General features: G+C 47.3%; 13 protein-coding genes. All 13 read right to left on the reverse strand.

Annotated elements, in window-relative coordinates; all coding sequences use genetic code 11:
• Nucleotides 1–374: 374 nt before the first annotated feature.
• Complete coding sequence (locus tag A4R26_RS23610; RefSeq protein WP_081169003.1) at nt 375–1,670, reverse strand: MFS transporter; 1,296 nt, start codon at nt 1,668–1,670, stop codon at nt 375–377.
• Nucleotides 1,671–1,750: 80 nt separating this feature from the next.
• Entirely contained in the window at nt 1,751–2,410 is a 660-nt protein-coding gene (locus A4R26_RS23615) for a bifunctional 4-hydroxy-2-oxoglutarate aldolase/2-dehydro-3-deoxy-phosphogluconate aldolase (RefSeq protein WP_081169004.1), read from the reverse strand.
• Entirely contained in the window at nt 2,410–3,417 is a 1,008-nt protein-coding gene (locus A4R26_RS23620) for a sugar kinase (RefSeq protein ID WP_081169005.1), read from the reverse strand. Before A4R26_RS23620 ends, A4R26_RS23615 begins: the two co-directional genes overlap by 1 nt.
• Entirely contained in the window at nt 3,417–4,817 is a 1,401-nt protein-coding gene (uxaC, locus tag A4R26_RS23625) for a glucuronate isomerase (protein WP_081169006.1), read from the reverse strand. The genes A4R26_RS23620 and uxaC overlap by 1 nt, the downstream gene beginning before the upstream one ends.
• 153 nt (nt 4,818–4,970) lie before the next feature.
• Nucleotides 4,971–6,626: a UxaA family hydrolase gene (locus A4R26_RS23630; RefSeq protein ID WP_081169007.1), complete on the reverse strand. Its 1,656-nt coding sequence runs from the start codon at nt 6,624–6,626 to the stop codon at nt 4,971–4,973.
• On the reverse strand, nt 6,626–8,140 hold the full coding sequence (locus tag A4R26_RS23635) for a tagaturonate reductase (protein WP_081169008.1): 1,515 nt from the start codon (nt 8,138–8,140) through the stop codon (nt 6,626–6,628). The genes A4R26_RS23630 and A4R26_RS23635 overlap by 1 nt, the downstream gene beginning before the upstream one ends.
• Nucleotides 8,141–8,318: 178 nt before the next feature.
• Entirely contained in the window at nt 8,319–10,256 is a 1,938-nt protein-coding gene (locus A4R26_RS23640) for a glycoside hydrolase family 88/105 protein (RefSeq protein ID WP_081169009.1), read from the reverse strand.
• 155 nt (nt 10,257–10,411) lie between these two features.
• Nucleotides 10,412–12,058 (reverse strand): glycoside hydrolase family 28 protein, encoded by a 1,647-nt coding sequence (locus A4R26_RS23645; RefSeq protein ID WP_081169010.1) that lies wholly within the window; start codon nt 12,056–12,058, stop codon nt 10,412–10,414.
• Nucleotides 12,059–12,677: 619 nt separating this feature from the next.
• Complete coding sequence (locus tag A4R26_RS23650; protein WP_081169011.1) at nt 12,678–14,372, reverse strand: RagB/SusD family nutrient uptake outer membrane protein; 1,695 nt, start codon at nt 14,370–14,372, stop codon at nt 12,678–12,680.
• Between the two features lie 58 nt (nt 14,373–14,430).
• Nucleotides 14,431–17,688: a TonB-dependent receptor gene (locus tag A4R26_RS23655; protein WP_081169012.1), complete on the reverse strand. Its 3,258-nt coding sequence runs from the start codon at nt 17,686–17,688 to the stop codon at nt 14,431–14,433.
• 147 nt (nt 17,689–17,835) lie between these two features.
• A complete protein-coding gene (locus A4R26_RS23660) occupies nt 17,836–18,900 on the reverse strand; it encodes a FecR family protein (RefSeq protein ID WP_165760393.1) in 1,065 nt (354 codons plus the stop codon).
• Between the two features lie 489 nt (nt 18,901–19,389).
• Entirely contained in the window at nt 19,390–19,974 is a 585-nt protein-coding gene (locus tag A4R26_RS23665; RefSeq protein WP_081169014.1) for an RNA polymerase sigma-70 factor, read from the reverse strand.
• Nucleotides 19,975–20,088: 114 nt separating this feature from the next.
• Nucleotides 20,089–21,693: a glycoside hydrolase family 43 protein gene (locus tag A4R26_RS23670; protein WP_081169015.1), complete on the reverse strand. Its 1,605-nt coding sequence runs from the start codon at nt 21,691–21,693 to the stop codon at nt 20,089–20,091.
• Between the last annotated feature and the right edge of the window lie 10 nt (nt 21,694–21,703).

Consider the following 21,703-nt stretch of genomic DNA (forward strand, 5'->3'; position numbering starts at 1 on the left):
ATTTACAAAATTCTGCCGTACGACGAGCACCAAACGGCAATTGTTTCGATTTTTTTTGAATATTAAATCTGCACTGTGTCATTTTTTGCCCCATATGCGGACTTTTTACGCATTTTTAGCGCAGATCATTAAAATCGGTAAATAAAAAATTTATTAAGCCTTCAGGACAATAATGAACAGCTAAAAGGTTTTGACGCCTACGGCGGGTTAACGAGTTGATAAATTGGCAGGGCCTGCACCGATGAAATTGCGGGGGTTAGCCAAGGGGCAAAAAAGAAGCTCGCCACCGGCCGGGCAGCACACCTGTAAAAACAAAACAGGGAAGAAGCGTTTTACCGGCTTCTTCCCTGATACTATAAAAGTTTGATACCTGGTTACAACTCAACCCGCTTCATCCTTGGCACCAGGAAGTGCATGATCACCCATGCCAGCAGGTACACACTACTACACACGGCAAACATGATGTAATAGGCTACTTCAATTTTTCCGATCTCACGGTAGTGAACAAACAGGTTCTTTTGCACTACTGCCGAGAACAGGATTCCGCCCAATGCTCCAAACATACCGCCAATACCGGTTACCGATGCGGTTGTATGCTTGGGGAACATATCACTTACTGTTGTAAAGATATTGGCGCTCCATGCCTGGTGAGCCGACGCGGCTATACCAATTACAATTACCGCCAGCCACATATTTACATTACCGGCCAATTGTGCAAAGAAGATCGGGATCACAAAGAATGCATATATGAGCATAGACGTTTTACGTGCTTTGAATGGCGCCCAGTTGCTGTTGATCAGTTTCATTGGCAACCATCCGCCACCAATACTTCCGATGGTTGAAATGGTGTAAACAAGCGCCACGGGGAGTGCAACATCGGTTCCTTTCAACCCATACTGGCTGTTCAGGAAATCGGGTAACCAGAAAAGATAGAACCACCAGATGGGATCGGTAAGCAATTTACCTATGGCAAATGCCCAGGTTTGTTTATAGGTAAGCAGTTTGGCCCAGCTAACGCCTGGTCTTACCTGCTCCGAAGCCGGGGCTTCATCGATATCGCTGTGAATATATTCGTATTCGGCCTGAGATAATTTCTTTTGCTTTTTGGGTACTTCATAAAACATGAACCAGAGGATGAGCCAGATAAAACCCAGCGCACCGGTAATAATGAAAGCAGACTCCCAGCCCCAGGCCTTGGCCATAAATGGTACTGATGCCGGCGCCAGGATAGCACCGATATTCGCTCCTGAATTGAAGATCCCCGTAGCCAGGGCGCGTTCTTTTTTAGGGAACCATTCAGCCACTGTTTTAATAGCAGCCGGAAAGTTACCAGCCTCAAAAACGCCCAGGAAAGCGCGGGCAACGCCAAAACCTACTACGGTATTAACCGCAGCGTGCGCAACGGCAGCGGCACTCCATAAAGTAGTAGCTACCGCATAACCGATCTTGGTTCCTAATTTATCAACTATGCGGCCGGCCAGTAATAACCCAACGGCATAAGCGATCTTAAAGGCGATCTCCACATTGGCATAATCAGCATCATCCCATCCCAGATCGGTTGTGAAGGTTTCTTTTAATAAACTGATAACGGCACGATCGAGGTAGTTGATCGTAGTAGCAAAGAAGACAAGGCCGCAAATGGTCCACCGGTACTTTCCTATAGCTTGCATGTCAGTCCTTTTTTTAAGGGAGAAACTGGGAACAGGTGTGGCACACTTAGAAAGTGTGCCACACCTTCCAGCTTCAATTATTATTTGATATTATTTAGAATCTCAAGGACGGCTTTCGTCTGCGACGTAAGCTTCTCGTATTCCTGATTTTGCAGTACGGTTTTGCTGATGAGCTTACTGCCCATTCCTACCGCTACCACTCCGGCATCGAACCACTCTTTGATATTTTCAGCCGTTGTATCAACCCCGCCGGTTGGCATAAACAACAAGCCGGGAAACAATTCTTTAATGGCAGCAATATAAGAAGGTCCCACTACGCTGCCCGGAAAGATCTTCACCATTTTAGCGCCGCTCATTTCGGCGGTGAATATTTCCGTTGGCGTTAAACAACCGGGAATCCATAACAAACCGGCATCATGTACCGTTTTAGCCACAGGCGCATATACAACCGGGCTAATAATGAAATCAGCGCCGGCGCTGATGAATTTTTGTGCATCTTCAACGGTCTTCACCGTTCCAATTCCCAATAACATGCCGGGCATACTTTCGTCCACTACTTTACGTAATGCCTTAAAGTTATCTACCGCTTCAATGCCGCGGTTGGTATACTCCACCGCTTTGATGCCGGCATTGTACAATGCCTTCAATATATCGATGCTTACAGTTGCGTCTTTATGGAAATACAACGGCAGCATTTTCTGCTGCGTTATCTGACCTAATATATCCTGTTGATTCTTCATTATTTTTTAATAGATGCTTTTATGTCGTCTACCGATTTGTTGGTAGCGTCGCCTTTGATGAACAGTTTCTGGAAAGCGGCCGCCGTAGCGAACTCAAGTATTTCCTGCGGCGCCTGCTTTTTATAAAAGCCATAGATCAATCCCGCCATGTAACAATCGCCACTGCCCACTTTATCGACTACCGTTTCGGTTGTATAAACCTGCGAAACATGCAATTGATCATTGGTGTATAAAGTGGTGTAGTATAAAATGCCTTTATGATCGAAGCGGAAGGTGTTGGCCACTGCTTTACAGCGCGGGTATTGTTTTATGATCTCCTTTGAAGTAACCAGGGCCTGTTCGAGATACATTTCTTTTGTATCGGTAGTAACCAGGCCGGCATGCACCGGTATCTGCAACATCTTTTCGGCTGCCCATACATTACCCATGATCACATCGCAGTAAGGCGCCAGGCGCATCATCACTTCGTGTACCGGAACACCGTACTGCCATAATTTGGCGCGGTAGTTAAGATCGATGGAAACAGTGATGCCTTTTTTGTTACATACCTGCATTACCTCTGCACACACATCGGCGGCATCGGCATTGAGGGCCGGGCAAATAGCACTTACATGGAACCAGCTTACTCCTTCGAGTATGGTGTCCCAGTTGATGGTACCGGTTTGTAAACGGGCGAATGATGATTCAGCGCGATCGTAAATGACACCGGCATTCTTTACATCCAGGCCCTGCGGCAGATAATAAATGCCGATCCGCTGTCCGCCAAACTGAATGGCAGAAGTATCGATATTCCATTGCTTCAGTTGATTCACCAACTGTTGCGATAAATAATTATCGGGTAAACCGGTACAGTATTTCACCGGTATATTCCAGAGGGCCAGCGCCCTGGCTACATTCAGTTCAGCACCGCCTACGTGTACGGGCATCGATGATTTAGCCAGCCATTCTCCATCTGTATCGGGCGATAACCGAAGGAGTAACTCTCCAAAGCTTAGTACATTCCCCATTACCAGTTGAAGTAGGTTTTAGCGTTGTTAAAACAAATATCCTGTATTACTTTACCTACCCAGTCGATATCGGCAGGCAATTCGCCGTTTTCAATATCATCGCCGAACATGTTACACAACAAACGGCGGAAATATTCGTGGCGGGGGAATGAAAGGAAACTTCTTGAATCGGTTAACATTCCTACGAACTTGCTCAGCAGTCCCATGTTCGAAAGGGCGTTGATCTGTTTGGTCATGCCGTCTTTCTGATCGAGGAACCACCAGCCTGAACCGAACTGTACTTTTCCTGCCACGCTGCCATCCTGGAAGTTACCGATCATGGTAGCCATCAGTTCATTGTCGGCCGGGTTCAGGTTATAAAGAATAGTTTTAGCCAGTTGATTATCTGTATCGAGCCTGTTCAGGAATTTCGACAACTGACGGGCCTGTGAGAAATCGCCGATAGAATCCCAACCGGTATCGGGGCCCAGTTGTTTCAGCATGCGGCTGTTGTTGTTACGCAACGCGCCAAGGTGGTATTGTTGTACCCAGCCTTTTTCCCAATCCCAGCGGGCAAATTCAACCAGCATGGCCGATTTGAATTTAAGGTTCTCTTCCAGCGTCAATTCTTTACCGCTTCTTACTTTGTCGAAAGCGTTTTTGATGGCTGTTTCGGTATAATCTTCAGCATAGATCTGCTCAAGGCCATGATCGCTGACCGAACAACCCATGGTAGCAAAAAAATCGTGCTGCTTTTTCAATGCCTTCAGATAATCGGCATAACTGCCTACAGAGGTATTGGAAGCTGCTTCCACCTTTCCTACATATGCTTTGAATGCAGCGGCATCATCTACGTTCATGGCCTTATCGGGGCGGAACGCAGGTAATACCTTTACTTCAAAACCGTCGGCTTTTATCTTTTTATGGAACCCGAGGTTATCGATGGGGTCATCGGTTGTACATACCACTTTTACATTCATCTTCTGCAACAAACCGCGAACAGAGAATTCCTTTGTTTGCAGTTTCGCTGTAGCCTCTTCATAAACCTTTTTAGCGGTTTGGCCATCCAGGATGTCGTTCACCCCAAAGTAGCGTTGCAGCTCGAGGTGCGTCCAGTGATATAACGGGTTACGTAAAGTGTAAGGAACGGTTTCAGCCCATTTCTCAAACTTTTCGTAATCGCTTTTTTTACCGGTAATATAATCTTCATTTACACCTGCGGTACGCATGGCGCGCCATTTGTAATGATCGCCATACAACCATACCTGGGTAAGGTTTTCAAATTGGGTATCATTGGCTATCTGATCGGGAGGTAAATGGCAATGATAATCTATAATGGGCATTTGTTTGGCAAACTCGTGGTACAGTTTCTGCGCAGTGGGTGTTTGCAGTAAGAAATGCTCGTCAACAAACTTTTTCATGATGTGTGGTCAAAGGTGAATGGTGAATGATAATAGGTGAGTTGACTCGCTGCATTCACCATTCGCCTGCTATTTTAAAAATAATAAAATCCTAAACCAGGGGCCTCAGAACTATGAACTATGAACTATGAACTGAGAACTATGAACTGAGAACTAGAGTGAAACTCCCCGCTTCCAGGGAATGAAATCATCCTGCCCATGCCGAACGGCGCTTATCTCCAGTTCACCGCTGGCCACTTTGATCACATAGTCCAGAATGCGCTCACCAGCCTGCTCAATGGTTTCCTCCCCTTCGATGATGGTGCCGGTGTTGATATCGATGATATCACGCATTTTGTTATATAAAGCGGTATTGCTCGATAATTTAATTACGGGTGCAATGGGGTTACCGGTGGGTGTTCCCAAACCGGTAGTGAACAACACTACATTGGCGCCGCCGGCCACTTCGGCTGTGGTCGATTCCACATCATTTCCGGGTGTGCACAACAGCGTTAAACCGGGTTTGGTTACTTTTTCGGGATAGTCGAGCACATCGGCTACCGGTGAAGTACCGCCTTTTTTGGCGGCGCCGGCCGATTTAATAGCGTCGGTGATCAAACCGTCTTTGATATTACCCGGCGAAGGGTTCATATCGAAACCGCTGCCTACGGCTACGGCTCTTGCATTATAGGTCTTCATCAGGTGCGAGAAGCGTTTGGCCACATCTACCTGTATGCAACGGTCGCTCAGTTCCTGCTCAACACCGCACAGTTCGGGGAATTCAGAAAGAATTACCGAACCGCCAAGGCCTACCAGCAGATCGGAGGTATAACCGATAGCGGGGTTGGCTGAAATACCGGAGAAGCCATCGCTGCCACCGCATTCGAGGCCAATGCACAGTTTGCTCAGCGGTGCAGGCTCGCGTTTGGTTTGGTTGGCAAGGATCAAACCGGCAAAAGTATGTTTTATGGCAGCAGCCAGCAGATCAGATTCAAGCCCGATCTTTTGTTGCTCCAGGATGTACAATGGTTTTGCGAAACTTGCGTCGCGTTTTTTGATCTCCTCTTCGAGAATAGATACCTGCGCATTCTGGCAACCAAGGCTCAGCACGGTAGCGCCGGCGCAGTTGGGGTGCGTAATGTAACCAGCCAGCAGTCCGCATAATGCCTGCGCATCCTGGCGGGTGCCGCCGCAACCACCTTCGTGGTTGAGGAATTTAATACCATCTACGTTGGGGAATAACCGATTTGACTGTTCTTCCGAGGCTTCGGCGCGAATATCTGCATTCAGAATGTCTTCCACGCTTTTACCGGTCTTGTATAATTCTATCAGTTGCTGTGCCTGGTATTTGTATTTTTTGTTACGGCCGTAACCGAGGTCGCGCACCAGCGATTCCTGCAGCACATCGAGGTTGCGGTTCTCGCAGAATACCATGGGAATCACCAGCCAGTAGTTGGCGGTTCCCACCTCGCCATTGGGGCGATGATAGCCCATAAAGGTGCGGCCGGCGAACTTTGAAACGTCAGGCTTTTTCCAGTTGGTATTGCGCCTGGCGCTGATCTCGAAATCGTTGGCTGCGTGTTTTACATTGGCTGTAGAAATAAGGCCGCCTTTTTTAATGGGCGATTGCGCCTTTCCTACCAGCACGCCATACATAATGATGGAGTCGCCTGCGTTCAGATCGGTAGCTACGAATTTGTGCTTGGCAGTGATATCCTCAAGCAATGTATACTCCTGCCCGTTCAGTGATACCGTTTCACCTTTTGATAAGTTGGTAAGTGCTACTACCACATTATCATCTTCATGAACTTTTAAGACCTTTTTCTTCATTACGCCAATACTTTTTTGGTCTGATGTGTTTGAATTGTTTTAGCTACGCCGGCTTCCAGCAATGAGGCCATATTGTCTTTCACCGCCTGTGCAAAGCCGGGAATTGCGCTCAGATCGGCGCCCCACAGGGCAGTGTCGGCCAGAACTTCATCGGCCAGTTGAGCCGGTGTCGATTTGCTCCATTTTTCAAAGAAATAGGCCGCAAAGTCATCCTGGATATGGTATTCCTTACCCTGCCATTCGCCGTAAAATTTATCCTGTTTTTTAGTTACGGGCTTCAAAAATAACAGATAAGCGGCAAATCCCAGAGCAATATTCTCCGGCACTGCATTTATCCGTTCTGCATATTTAAGGATCACGGGCACATTACGCATTTTCATTTTTGAAGTATACTGCATGGTAATGTTTATCCAGTGGTGCTCGATATTCGGGTTGGCGAAGCGGTCCAGTACCTTATTTCCAAATGTTTGGGATACGCCCTGCTCTACATCGTAGGGAATGCCTGTAGCTATTTCATTTAACATCAGCCGGCTGATAAATGTTTGCATACCTGAATCGTCCATAGCCTGCTTCACGGTTCCGAAACCGCCCAGGTAGGCCAGTCCGCACGACAAGGTATGCGTACCATTCAGCATACGTAATTTCAGCTCTCTGAACAGGTTGATATCGGGTGCAATTACCACGCCTTCATCAACCGGGGCGAAAGTAAGCACCGATTTTATATGTTCGCCGCCCTCGATGGCCCAGAGGCGGTAAACCTCCGACATGGTGAGCAGCTCATCTTTATAACCAAATTTTTTCTCCAGCCCTTCGCGGAAGGCGCTGTCGGGTTTGCCGGGAACGATACGGTCGACCAGGGAACTGCAGAAATAGTTACAGTTCTCGAGCCACTGAATGAACGTATCGTCGAGGCCGTTCAGGTGGGCCAGTTCCAGTACGATCGATTCCAGTTTTTTACCATTATCGGGGATCAGTTCGGTGGGCACGATCACCATACCGCTCTGGCGGCTGCCGTCGAAAGCCTTGTAGCGCTCGAGCAGGAAGGCCAGCAGTTTGCCGGGAAACGAAACGGGCGGCAGGCGATGGATATCGTCCTGTACCAGCTGAATACCTACCTCGGTAGTATTTGAAATGATGATCTGCATGTTCGGATTGTGCGCACATTGCAGTATTTCGCTCCACTCATCCTTTGCGCTCAGCACGCGGCTGATAGAGGAGTTGATGATGTTCTCTTCCACTGTTTTGCCGTTATCCAAACCACGCACGCATTGCGTGTACAATCCATCCTGTTTATCGAATGCGGAAGAATCGCTGTCGGTTGATTTTACAACTACCACCCGGCCATTGAAAACGCCCTGGCGGTTGGCTTTATCAATAAAATAATCAGGTAACCCGCGCAACAATACGCCAGTGCCGAACTGTAATACTTTTTCAGGAAGATCAAATATTGATTCAGCAGGCGTTACTACGTCCTGCGCACTGATATTTTTCAGGTTATACCTCGAAAGGATCATACACTACGCGTTTAAAATTTAAAAATCTCTTTATTTAATGATCGGTGATCGTTTTATTGAACAGCCTTACAGTTCAACTTTGCAATATCTATCGTTCCGGGCTAATACCTGTCCTGCACTTACCTTGCCCCTGCTGTTTTTACCGCTTGCATCGTAGTGATGACCAGCGGCTAATATATTACTTCTTCGATGTCTGCAGCAGCAGCCATTTGGCCAGTTCGTAAGCTGCTTTGGCATTTTCATACTCAGCGGGGATCTTCCGGCCATCGGTGTACTCATTGTACAGCCAGGGATCGCCAACCGCAAACACGGTTCCTTTGCCATATTTTGCCACTGCCATTATGATATCGTTCTCCACTTTTACCAGCGGTTTGGCGGGTGCTTTTGCCTCAATTATGCTGATCTCTTTCAGATAGGCTTTTTTGGTTTGTTTGAACACCTCATTGCCGGCAGGAATGGGCACGGCGCCGGTTTCGTACTGGTTGCCTTTTACAAAGTTGCGGCCCCGGTTACTGAAGTTGATGCCAAAGGTATTGGCCAGTTTATTGAAATGCAACAGGTCGCAGTTTAAGCTGTCGTTGGCCATCAATACCAGCACACCGCCTTTCTTAACCCAGCCGGCAATAGCTTTTACATGGGCTTCCTGCACATAATTCGGGTTCCTGTTATCTTTTAACCCATCGGGGTCAACAACGATATATACATCGCTTTTTGCCAGGTTGGCTGCCGTGGGCGCCTCTTCCAGCGTACTGAGCTTTGCGCCGTAACTGCTGAAAATATCACCGAGGTAGCTGAACCCGTTATAGCTCATTTCGTTCCAGGTATAATGCGTGGGGTATTTGAACCCGTTCAGTTCTTTTTTGTCTTCGTGGTTGAAATAGTAATCAACCGTTACGGTTTTGCCTTTACCGGGAAATACCGAAGGATAATTTTCCATTTCAGCACCGGCCAGCAGGTAGGCGCCAACGCCTTTCCAGTCGTTGACGATCACCGGTTCGCTCATATAATAGGCAAAGCTCCCGTCGCGGTACGGTTTGCCGCCCAAACCTGAAACCTTTACGGTGCCTTTCAGTTGTACCTGGCCATCTGCATTTTTATCGACAAACCTTTTCAGAATGCCGGCATAACCTTTCTGCGCATTGGTCCAGTACGTGGCAGGCAAATACCCTTTGCGAACGCCTTTTGCCATGGTATATACCAGCATGGCGGATGCCGATGCCTCGAAGTAGTTCTTAGGTTCGTTCGGCATATCGATCACATCGTACCACAAACCGGTTTTGGCGTCCTGTACTTTGGTAATGGCTTTTGTGAAGCGGTTCAGGATGCCGATGATGGTATCGCGGCCGGGGTGACTGGCAGGAAAATAATCCAGCGCATCAACCATAGCCATTCCGTACCAGCCTAATGCCCGGGCCCAGATGTGGGGCGACAGGCCGGTTTCCTTATTGGCCCATTTTTGTTCTTTCGATTCATCCCAGCCATGGTACAGTAACCCTGTTTTGGGATCGCGGGCATGCCGCTCTATGGCTGCAAACTGGCGGGTGATATCATTGAAAACAGTATCTTCTCCAAACAGCATGGCATATTCGGCATAGAATGGCTGTCCCATGTACAACCCATCGAGCCATACCTGCCAGGGGTACACTTTTTTATGCCAGAAGCTGCCTTCGTTGGTTCGGGGGTGTGTTTGCAACTGGGCGCGCAAATGCTCCGCCGCTCTTTTATATTTTGCTTTTTCGGTTACCCGGTATAAAAGCAATAACTGTTTACCGTTATTTACGTGGTCGATATTATATTCATGGGGTTCATATCCTCTTATGTTGCCATCTTCGTCGACCCATGCATCGATGCTTTTTTGAATGTAATTGAAATAGGCGGGGTTGCCGGTGGCTTTCCACAACGATTCCATCCCTTTTAAAACAACGCCCATGTCGTAGCTCCATTTACCAGGTTTTTTGGCGGCAGAATCGTTCCACCAGCTCATAACCGAAGCAGCCATACCCTGCGACCAGTTCTCTTTACCTGGCACTATGCCCGATACTGCTGTACCCTGCTGGGCGAAGGCGTTTATTGAAACTGCACTGCTAATGACAAACAATACGTGTGAGATCTTCATGGTTATTTTTTTGAACAGGTTTCAGGTTTGCAAGTTACAGGTTTCAGGGGATGCGCAGGAGGTGTGCCACGGTTCGTTTGCGTCGCCTGGGTAACCGTGGCACACCTTTAAACCTAAAACCTGTAACAGTTTTATACTTAACTAATGCTTGTTATTTATTTTATTGTCACATTTTGTTCAGAAGCCCCAAACTCATACAGGATCTTTTCTTTGGCTTTTGAAGCATCGGTATTTTGAATATTGATGCTTTTTGTTCTTTCACCGGCCACTCTGAACAATAATTCCGAATCCTTTTTATAATTCAGCTTATCGAAAGTAAGGCGGTCGCTGTTGATGATATCTACAACGGGATTGGTGTGGTTGCTCAGTATCGTTATGTTCTTAAAGGTAATGCCCGATGCTTCCTGGCAATCGATGCCTTTTTCGGCCTGCAGCACCATGTTCTCGAGGTGAATATCCTTTACATGCATTTCGGGTAAACCGCGAATGAAAATGCCTTTGGCCGCACCGTTACAAACCACATTCTTTATCACAAAATTCCTGAACTGGGGAGTGGCTTCGGTCACCGGCAGGGTCTCTACTTTTGGCAGTTCTCTTTTTTCACCGGCGAGCGCAACCGGGTCAACCGACATATAATACATATCGAACAGGATCGCTTCGCCGGGGATATCGATCATTTGAATATTGTTGATATTGATATTCTCTACAATACCGCCGCGGCCGCGGGTTGTTTTAAAACGCAAACCGATATCGGTACCAATGAACGTGCAGTTGCTGATCCACATATTGCGGGCGCCGCCGCTCATTTCGCTGCCGATCACAAAACCGCCATGCGCGTGACGCACTTCGCAATCACGGATGATCACATTCTCGGTAGGCATGGCCCTTTCTCTTCCCCAACGGTCGCGACCGCTCTTCATACACAAACCATCATCGCCTACATCAAACTTCGAGTTCTCTATCAGCACATTCTTACAGCTTTCCACATCAATACCATCGCCGTTCTGTGCAAACCAGGGATTCAGTACCGTAACGTTCCTTACGGTGAGGTGCTCGCTCATCAACGGGTGCAAACACCAGGCTGCCGAGTTCTGAAAGGTTACCCCTTCGAGCAGGATCTTTTTGCATTTTGTGATCACCACCAGGTTGGGACGCAGAAAATCTTTAATGCTATTATAATATTCCGGTGTTCTGTCGGGGGTGATCTCACCGGGATTCTTCATTTTAGTGGGCTTCAGCCATTGTTCGGAGGGATACCACGATTTGCCGTCTTCGCTGACAATACCGCCGGAGGCGATCCATTTTTTCCACTGGCTTTCGGTAAGTTTTTCTTTTCTTACCTGGCGCCAGGCCTCGCCGCCGCCATCGATTACGCCATAGCCGGTGATACCGATATTGGTGGCATTGGTAGCCGAAATGGGCGACTCGTTACGCATTTGCGGTAATCCTTCCCAATTACCTGCTACCAGTTTATATTCACTGAAATCTTTTGTGAATTGTAATAACGCGCCCTTTTTCAGGTGCAGGTTCACATTGCTTTTCAGCACCAGCGGGCCGGTAAGCCATAAGCCGGCAGGAACAACCACTACCCCGCCCCCTTTCTTATTACAGGCATCGATAGCAGAATTGATGGCCTTCGTGTTCAACGTCTGGCCATCAGCAATGGCTCCAAACTTTGTAATGTAAACTGAATCTTTTCTAAAACTGGTTTGCTGTATCACCGGCAACCTGCCTTGTGCCCATATACCAGAAGAACATGCCATTAAACCAATTACTGCTGCTGCTTTAAACCAATTGTTCATTACACGTTGTTTTCTTCAATAATTTTTAAAATGCAAAGGTATGAGCCCCGGGGAACCAAACCGATGATTTAATGATCGGTGCGTACGCCTGCAGTAATTTTGGAAAAGGTGATTATCAGCGCGTAGCAATACAATCGTTTCAATAGATGAAAGTTACAAGTTACAAGTTGCAGGATACAGGGAATACCTCCCTGAAACCTGGAACCTGCAACCTGCAACCATTCATAATACCTGTTTTTCAGGGCAAGTGTACACAGATATTTAAACCCGCCGAAACGAATATGGAATTTTATTTACGCAAACGTTACCGGCAACGATAACATACGGGTTGAAAATAAAATGCTGGCAATCAGCGTAAAATTACCCAGAACCATACCCCTTTACGCGACTGCCAGCAAGAAGATTGGAAGAGCTTGTGGTTTGTAGTTCATAGTTTGTGGTTGTTCCCCATGTTGAACTTCACCTTAAATCCTTTGACCTCAGCACCTGAGAACGGGCAGGTTCTCCCAAAACTGCCGGTTTCTACAGGCCCCTGAAAGGTCAATACTATGCAAACCACACATCCCGTTTTGTTCTATACCTGTTAAATAACCGGTAACCGGTACCTGGTAACCAGTTCCTATTGGTATCCTTCATTTTGAGTGAACTCGCTTTTATTGGTAACCGCATCTATCTGGATCTGCGGAATGGGCCTTACCGTATGGAAAGGTTTTATAAATGCTGCCGCATCGGGATTCATTTTATTGATGCGGTCGATCAATTTATTGGTTCGCTTCAGATCGAACCAGCGCAATTGTTCGCCGGCAAGTTCTCTTGCCCGCTCATCGAGTATAAAATCGAGGGTTATATCCGATGCCGACACCTGCATCGCCGCTTCCTGGCCTGGAATAGCGGCCCGCGTACGGATCTTGTTAAGATAAGTAGCTGCCGGTCCCGGATTACCCAGTTTGAACGCTGCTTCAGCAGCTATCAGGTACATTTCGGCCAAACGAATTACAAAAACATCCCTGGCGCTTTGGGCTTCGCCCTGCACTGCACGTGTAGAATCCTTGAATTTCTTCAACGACACATAAAATTTCTTTCTCTCGTCTGTACCGCCGTTTGAGGTATAAACCCGGGGCATATCGTACGTCGTATATGGCTTTGCATTCATTTCGGCAACGTTCTGCGTGTCTTTGGCGCAATACGCTACGGTATCGCCTATTTTAAAAGTTGAAGTAAGGCCGGGGTTGAACAGGTTGCCTTTCTGCGTACCGGCTTTATTGCAATACCATACGGTTTGAAAAGACGACCGGTAGCGGGAATCGATCTTATCGTTGAACAGATCGAGTAGCGCCTTGGTTGGCATATAGCGGTTGAATGGCCGGCCATTGTTCACATCCCTGAACAGGATGTTTGAGTTTATCTGGTCATATACCATCAGGAACAGCAAATGCCCGCTGTTTGAACCGCGGGGATGCCCGTAAGGATAGGCTGATGTGCGAAGGTCGTTGTAAGTAAGGTTAGTGCTGTAATCGACGGCCCATATCACTTCCTTATTCTTCAGATTGCCCATATTCCACAGGTCGCCATAGTTCGGAACCAGTTGATAACCGTAGCTGGTAGTGTTGATCACTTCATTTGCCATGTCCATTGCCTGTTGGTTCATACCCCGGGTCAGGTACATCCGGGCCAGGAAGGCTTTGGCCACAGGTATGGTGGCACGGCCATATTCTGCGGAAGTGGCCGGCAGGTTTTTCACAGCATAATCGAGGTCTTCGAAGATCTGTTTGTAAAAAGTTTCAACCGGTGTTTTATTGGCGCTTGTAACCGCCCCTGCATTGGGCTCTGTTGTAAAATGCACTCCGCCCCACACTTCTACGATATGCCAGTTATAAAAAGCCCGTAAATAGCGTAGTTCGGCTTCACGGGCGGTTTTCTGCTGTGCGGTATAATCCGTTACTTTGGCTATGCCGGCGATACCGGTATTGCACAGGTTTACGGCAGCGTAAAAATTGGTCCAGATAAGCGACAATGCAGCCAGGTTCCCCTGCAGGTCTTTATAAGTTGACAGGGCAGGGTATACATCGCCGGTACCGCCGGTCCAGATATCTGTACCCATTTCCGAGATCTGGTAACCTTCTTCCTTTCCGTACCAGAAACGGGTGTAGGTATAGGCGGCATTTACCAGCGTTTCAAAGCCTTTGGCTGTAGTATATGCAGTAGAAGAGGTAATGCCGGATGGGTTATACTCCTCTAATTTTTTATCACATGAGGCGCTTATGACTGCCCCTGTCAGCAGCACAAGCAAGATCTTATTTATATTGTTTCTCATTTCAAAGCGATTGATTCAATTAAGAGATCTATATAAAAGGGCGCAATGCCCGGTGCTGTTAAAATTCAAGATTCAGGCCGGTAACAATTAATTTATTCAATGGCCGGTCTAATGAACCTTCCCCTTCGGGGTCATAATCGTCTATTTTAGAGAATGTGAAATAGTTCCTGGCGCTTACATACCAGCGCAAGCTGCCCACCCCAAACTTTTGGGTAAGCGTTTTGGGCAGCGTATATCCGAGGGTGATATTCCTGATCTTCACAAACGAGCCGTCTTTATAACCCAGTGTAGTACCACCGTACATTTGGGTGCGCGATGTTTTAGAGGTTGGCCGTGGATAATCGTTGCTGGGGTTCTCCGGCGTCCAGTAATTCACATTGGCGCCGTTCTCAATGCCGTTGATCTCATATTTGGCAGCATAATCGGAATTGATGGTTTGGCCCATTCTTGCAAACACATACACGTTCACATCGAAATTCTTAAAGGTAAAGTCGTTGCTGAAACCAACACTGTAATCCGGAACGGCAACACCTACTACCCGGCGGTCGTCGTTAGCCGTTATTTGTTTATCATCGTTCAGGTCTTTCAGCCTGATATCGCCGGGTACTCTTCCATACACTGCTGCCTGGCCCGAATCGGCGGTTTGCCAGATGCCCTGTTTTTCATAATCATAAAACACTTTGGTAGGAGAACCTATTATCCATCCGTTGGCAATGTCGTTTTGTTTACCAACCAGCTCAACAATGCGTTCTTTATTGCGTGTATAGGTGATATTGCTCGCCCACGAAAAATTGTTCGATTTAATATTTATAGTGCGCAGCGCGATCTCAAAACCCCTGTTGCGGGTTTTGCCCACGTTCTGCACTACTTTCTGGTAGCCTGAAGTTGGCGGCAATACCCGGGGCAAAAGCAGGTCGCGCGTTCTGGAATCATAGAAATCCACGCTACCCGTAATGCGGTTTTGCAATATTCCGAAATCGAGCCCGATGTTGCTGGTAGCGGTAAGCTCCCATTTCAGATCGGGATTACCCGTTTGCGGATCGAGACCATAAGAGATCGCCGACTGATCGTTCCATGAGAAGGGGATCAGTATCAGACCGCTCTGCGTTGAATAGGCTTTTACCGCAGCGTTACCGGCAACGCCATAGCTAAGCCGCAGTTTCAGATCGCTGAATGTAGACTGGCCTGCCATAAAATTCTCGTCAATCGCGCGCCAGGCAAAAGCTGCCGAGGGAAAGAAAGACCAGCGGTTTTGTTTCGATAACTGGGAGGCGCCATCTGCACGGCCCGTAAGCGTAACAAGGTACTTACCCTGGTAACTATAGTTCAGCCTGAAAGCACCCGACATCAGGTTACTGCCCACATAATTACTCCAGATACTAACGTTTGATGGATTACTGATCAACGCATACCACGACTGGCCGGGTAAAAGCTGCCCGGTACCGGTAGCGTATGAACTATCCTGTTTGTTGGAAAGATAACTGGTCACCAGCATTACATCGAGATTGTGCTCGCTTATTTTCTTTTGCCAGGTAACAATGTTCTCCCAAAGGATATCAACCTGGGTGGTATTGTTCACCCGCGACATAGAGCCCGTAGCCAGGTATCTGTCGATACTGTTCTCGTGACTGAACTGCCCGTTGCGGGAACTGCTGTTGGTTATACCGAGATTACTGCGCAGGGTAAGATCCTTCAGGGGTTTCCACTCGGCATATGCTGATGATAAAATACGGGTGGTGTTGAACTGGTTAATATAATTGCCCGGCACATCATTCTGCAGCGGGTTGGCCTGTGCGCCGCTTCCCGGGTTCTTCGACAAAGTACCATCGTCATTGTATGGAGTATAGTACGGGAATACTTTCATGGCGGATGTCAATACATTGTCGGCCCGCCGGTTCTCATCATAGTAGGTGACCTGGCTTTGCAACCCAACTTTTAAGGTGCTGACAATGGTTTGATCGATATTCAACCGGAAAGTATACCGGCCAGACTTGTCGTTCTTCAGCAAGCCTTTCTCTTTGAAATAATCAAACGAAAAGAACACTTTGGTTTTTTCGGAACCGGCAGCCACGTTCACGCCATAATCCTGTTGCGAACCATCATGCAGTATCGATCCGGGCCAGTCGATATTTACGCCATCCCTTACCGCCTGGTAAGCAGCGCCGAAAACGGTGGGATCATCGGCCGGCGAGCTCCAGGCTCCACCGGTACGGGCCACCTGCCTTTTCAGATCGGCCAGCTGCTGTGTGTTCATGGGGCGGGGATAGCCGGTGAGTTTGGTAATACCATAATAGGCATTGGCGCCTACGCGCACCTTGCCGGCCTGGCCTCTTTTTGTAGTAATGATAATTACGCCGTTAGCGCCACGGGAACCATAAATAGCGGTAGAAGAAGCGTCTTTCAACACTTCCATCGATTGTATGTCGTTGGGATTTATATCCTGGAAGTTCGAATACTGTATGCCATCCACTATAAACAATGGGTTGTTCTGGGCAAGCAGCGAGCGGTTACCACGTACGGTAATATTTACGTTTGAACCGGCGCCGCCGCTGGTGCGGGTGATATCAACTCCGGCTACCTTACCCTGCACACTTTCCATTACGTTACCTGCCGGCACTTTTTTTACTTCATCGCTTTTCAATGAAACAACGGAACCGGTAAGGTCTCTTTTCTTTACGGTGCCATAACCGATCACCACAATATTTTCGAGGCTCGATGCGGTAGATACAAGGGAAAGATTGATCTGTGTTTTGTCGCCTATTTTTATTTCCTGGCTTTCGTAGCCAACATAGGAAAATACAAGTATATCATCGTCCTCCGCTGTAATGGTAAATACCCCCTGCTCATTTGTTGTGGTGGCCTTTGCTTTTCCCTTTATGGTCACCGTTACGCCTGAGAGGGGACCTCCGTTTGGGTCAGTTATTTTACCGGTTACTTTTTTTTCGGCATTTTGCTTACGGGCATCTTCATTGATAACGATGAGCCCGTTGGACATGAACCGGTAAGTGAGTATGGTTTGAGAGAACAGATTGTCTAATGCCTGGCGAATGTCGACGTTTTCGAGGTTGATGGTCACTTTTTGCCTGATACCCGTTAACTGGTTGTTGTACAGGAAGCGGTAGTTTGTTTGCTTTTCAATATTGATAAGGATGCCGGCAATTTCGGCATTTTTGTACCGGAGGTTCAGCTTCTCCTGGCCGAATCCCCTGGCTGAAACCTGCAGCACACAAACAAGCAATAAGAAAGAAGTCATTTTCATAACAAGCAGCGCATTGGAAAGCAACGGGTTTTTTACACCCGTTATAAAACTTTTCATACATTAGTATTATTATGGGTTAAGAAATCACTATCCCTTCCCGCCTGCCAGCGGGATCGAGAGAATAAAACACCGAAAATTTTAACCTGTAATTCGCGGAGAATGCGCCAACATTCTCCGTTTTTTTTGCTTACGTAGGATGCATATTTATTTTATCGATTTTATAAACACCTCATTATTATTGATCGATACTTCAAAAGGAACAGCTTCTTTCAATGCCATAAAAGCCTGTTCAACCGTTTCGTTTTGCAGGGAACCGTTAAATACCAGGTGCCGGGCGGCATCGTCTTCAAAGTAAACCCTGATATTATACCATCTTTCCAGTTTAAGGGCCAACTGCTCGAAATTGTCGCCACGAAATTCGAGCCGGTTAAATACCCAGGCTGTTTCAGGATGTTCGTTCTCTTTTACCGTGCTGTCGATCCTTATTATTTGCTGGTTTGTTTGAAAAGAAGCGGTGGAAGCCGGATTCTTCACTATACCTGCATCTGCGCCGTTGGCAGGCAACACGATCTTTTCGTTGGGATGCAGATATACCGGCCCGCCGCTTTTATCGCCCTTGCGGGTGATTTGTACCAAACCCCTGATAAGCGTAGTTTCAATGGTTTTTTCTTCGGGATACGACTTAACGTTAAAGGCCGTACCCAATACTTTTATATCTATGCTGCCGGCATGAACAATAAAAGGTTTCCGCTGCTGCGTGGCAGCCGAGGTTACATGCACCACATCGAAATAAGCTTCACCTTCCAGTGTAACTTCACGCACCGGGCCGTTGAAACTGGCATATACGATGCGGGAGCCGGCATTCAACCAAACGGTTGAACCATCGGGCAGAATAGTTCTTGTTTTACTTCCTTTCGGTGCTACCACTTCATTGGCAGCAAGCGTATTTTGTTTTTTCTTCCAGGCCGCAAACAACCAGGTTCCCACGCCTATGGCGGTTACAATGGCAGCCGCCCAATATATTTTCCGCCATTTTCCAATGCGAATGACCTGGCCGCCTTCCTGCTTTACCGCAGTTTCGGCAGCCGCTAATTGCAGTATGCGGCTTACCTTGTCCTCAGCGGCGGGCTCTTCATGTACAGGCGTGTTCACAGACCATAACTGGTGCAGCATTTCATACTGCTGCATCAGTTCGGGATGCTGTTGTAATAAGATATTCAGTTCTTCTTTATCCTGTTCCGTAGCATCTCCGCTCAAACTGCGAGACAACAAAAACCAGATTCTTTCGGGTGTTTCCATTTGCGCCAAATGCGTTTATGACTATATGGACAGGCGTTTTTGAAAACACCATTAAAAGAAAATGAGATTTTTTAGAAAAAATATTGAATGACGAATTTCCAGGGAAGACAGGGGAATGTTGAATATCGAATATCCAATGTTGAATGTAGAAGGGAATACAGGAAATGAGAAATGAGGAATAAAAAATGAACAATGAGAAAGGGAATACAGAAAACAGAAGAATAACGAATGGTCATTGCAGCTGTATTTTGTATTCGCTTGCAGCTTGCAGCTGTATTGCTTGAGGCTTGCAGCTTGAAACTTGAAGCTGTATTTTGTATTCGCTTGAAACTTGCAGCTGTATTTTGTATTCGCTTGCAGCTTGAAGCTTGAAGCTTGCAGCTGTATTTTGTATTCGCTTGCAGCTTGAGGCTTGCAGCTTGCAGCTGTATTTTGTATTCGCTTGCAGCTGTATTTACTTTAGGCTTTTAGCTTTCGGCCTTCGGCTGTATTTTGTATTCTGCTAACCTGCAACTCGGTGCAGATCTTTTTTATGGCAATGGCCATTTGAACATCTACCGTATTGACGGAAATATTGAGAATTTCGGCTACTTCGCGGTGTTTGAGGCCGTCTTCACGCACCAGTTTGAAGATCATTTTACAGCGGGGTGGTAAATTATCAACTGCCTGTTGCATGCGTTTCATCATTTCGGCAGTTACCAGCAGGTTGTAAGGATCGGCAGCAATTTCGCCGGCTTCGATATCCAGGTCATCGAAGGGCGCCCTGATAAGTTCCGTTGCTTTTTGGGCAATGGCATTCAACGATCTGTTCTTGACAGCCACATATAAATATACAGTAAGGTTCTCGATTTCGTTTATGCGATGGCGGTTGCTCCACAATTTTACGAACACATCTTCTACAATTTCTTCAGCAGTTTCAGGCGAGCGGGTGATTGCACGGGAGAAATGGTGCAGCCGTTTGCTGAATAATTTGTATAGTTCTGCCAGGTATTGTTCATTTCCGGCATATATACCTTGCTGAATATGTGGCAGGCTAATGGTCATACATTTTTCATAAGCAGTCAATCGCCGATAAATGTAGTCATTTTTTCCTTACTACGAAAGTGTACCACTTACAAGTGTGCCATCCCTGCTTATTGGAATGGCACACTTGTAAATCTATTCAACTCTAAACCAATCGATATCGGCAAAACCGGCATCGTTGGTAACGGTGGTGCGCGTGCAAAACAAACCTACTTTGGCACCGATCCATCTTCCCGGCAAAGCGGTGAACACATCGCCGGCAGGCGAAAATTGTTTTCCATCTTCACTATAGGAAAAACTACACTTTGCGCCGGCATTTACCTGCACCCTGAAATAAGCCGTTGCTCCGGAAATTTTACCTATCACTTTTTCCTGCTCCGGTTTGCCGGCCTCGGCACCATTACAGATCACGTACGAGAGATACAATCCATCGTCTTTTTTCGTAAGCCCTACATATGCATAATCTGACCCCATTACGATCATTCCCACTTTTTCATTGGCCAGCCGCGGCTTGAAATCAAGCTTCGTTGTAACGGTAAATGTTTCGGCCGGAAATTTCTGCATCAGCACATTCGGCACAAACCATAAATTTTTTGCCGTATCTGACACCAGGCCTGAGAACAACCGCAGGTAGCCGCTGCCCGGGAAGGCCCAGTAGGGTTTGGGGTTGGCCTGCCATTGCCACTGCAATCCCATGGTATGGCCATTGAACTCATCAGACTCCTGTGGCGTTTGCACCGGGTATGTTTTACCGACATTTGGTTTTTTATATTCCATTACCGGTTCGCCCTTTCCGTCGCCATCTTTATCAACCCCGATCACCGGCCAGTTATTCACCCATTTCATCGGTTGCAGGTGTACGATCCGTCCGTATGCATTCACATCCTGGAAGTGCAGGAACCAGTGCTCACCGGTTTTTGTATCAACCCAGGCGCCCTGGTGCGGACCGTTAATGGCAGAACCGCCCTGGTCCATCACCACTTTTCTTTCATATGGGCCGTAAATATTCTTTGAGCGCAGCACCAGTTGCCAGCCTGTGGATACCCCACCGGCGGGAGCGAAGATGTAATAATAACCATTTCGTTTATACAACTTGGGGCCTTCCAGCGTTGGGTCCTGATCGTGACCATCGAACACCATAGCGCCCCCATCGAGTACTTTTGTACCGGCAGCATCGAGTCGTTTAATTACTACAATACTTTTTATACCGGCGCGGCTGCCGGCATAGGCATGCACCAGGTACACTTTCCCGTCATCATCCCACAAGGGACAGGGGTCAATCAACCCTTTGCCGCCTTCCACCAGTATGGGATCGGTCCAGGGGCCATTGATGCTTTTTGACTTTACCACGTAGATGCCAAAATCCGGATCGGGGTAATAAATGTAAAATTCACCGTTGTGGTGCCTGATGGCCGGCGCCCACACACCCATGCCATGACGGGTCTGTGAAAAATGATCGTATGGCGGCTGGCGCTTCAGGGCATGGCCGATGATGGTCCAGTTAACCAGGTCTTTTGAATGAAGAATGGGCAGGCCCGGAATACCATCGAAACTGGATGCCACGAGGTAATAATCATCACCTACCCGGCACGCATCGGGATCGGAGTAATCGGCATAGAGCACCGGGTTTTTATACGTCCCGTTCTTTTTGTCCGACACCCATACTTTTGAAACGTATGGTTGTTGGGCAACAGCACTTAAACTGATCAAAGAGAGACTTAGTAGAAATAAGTTTTTCATTACTATAAAT

The organism is Niastella populi (assembly GCF_002078015.1).
Lineage (GTDB): Bacteria > Bacteroidota > Bacteroidia > Chitinophagales > Chitinophagaceae > Niastella > Niastella populi.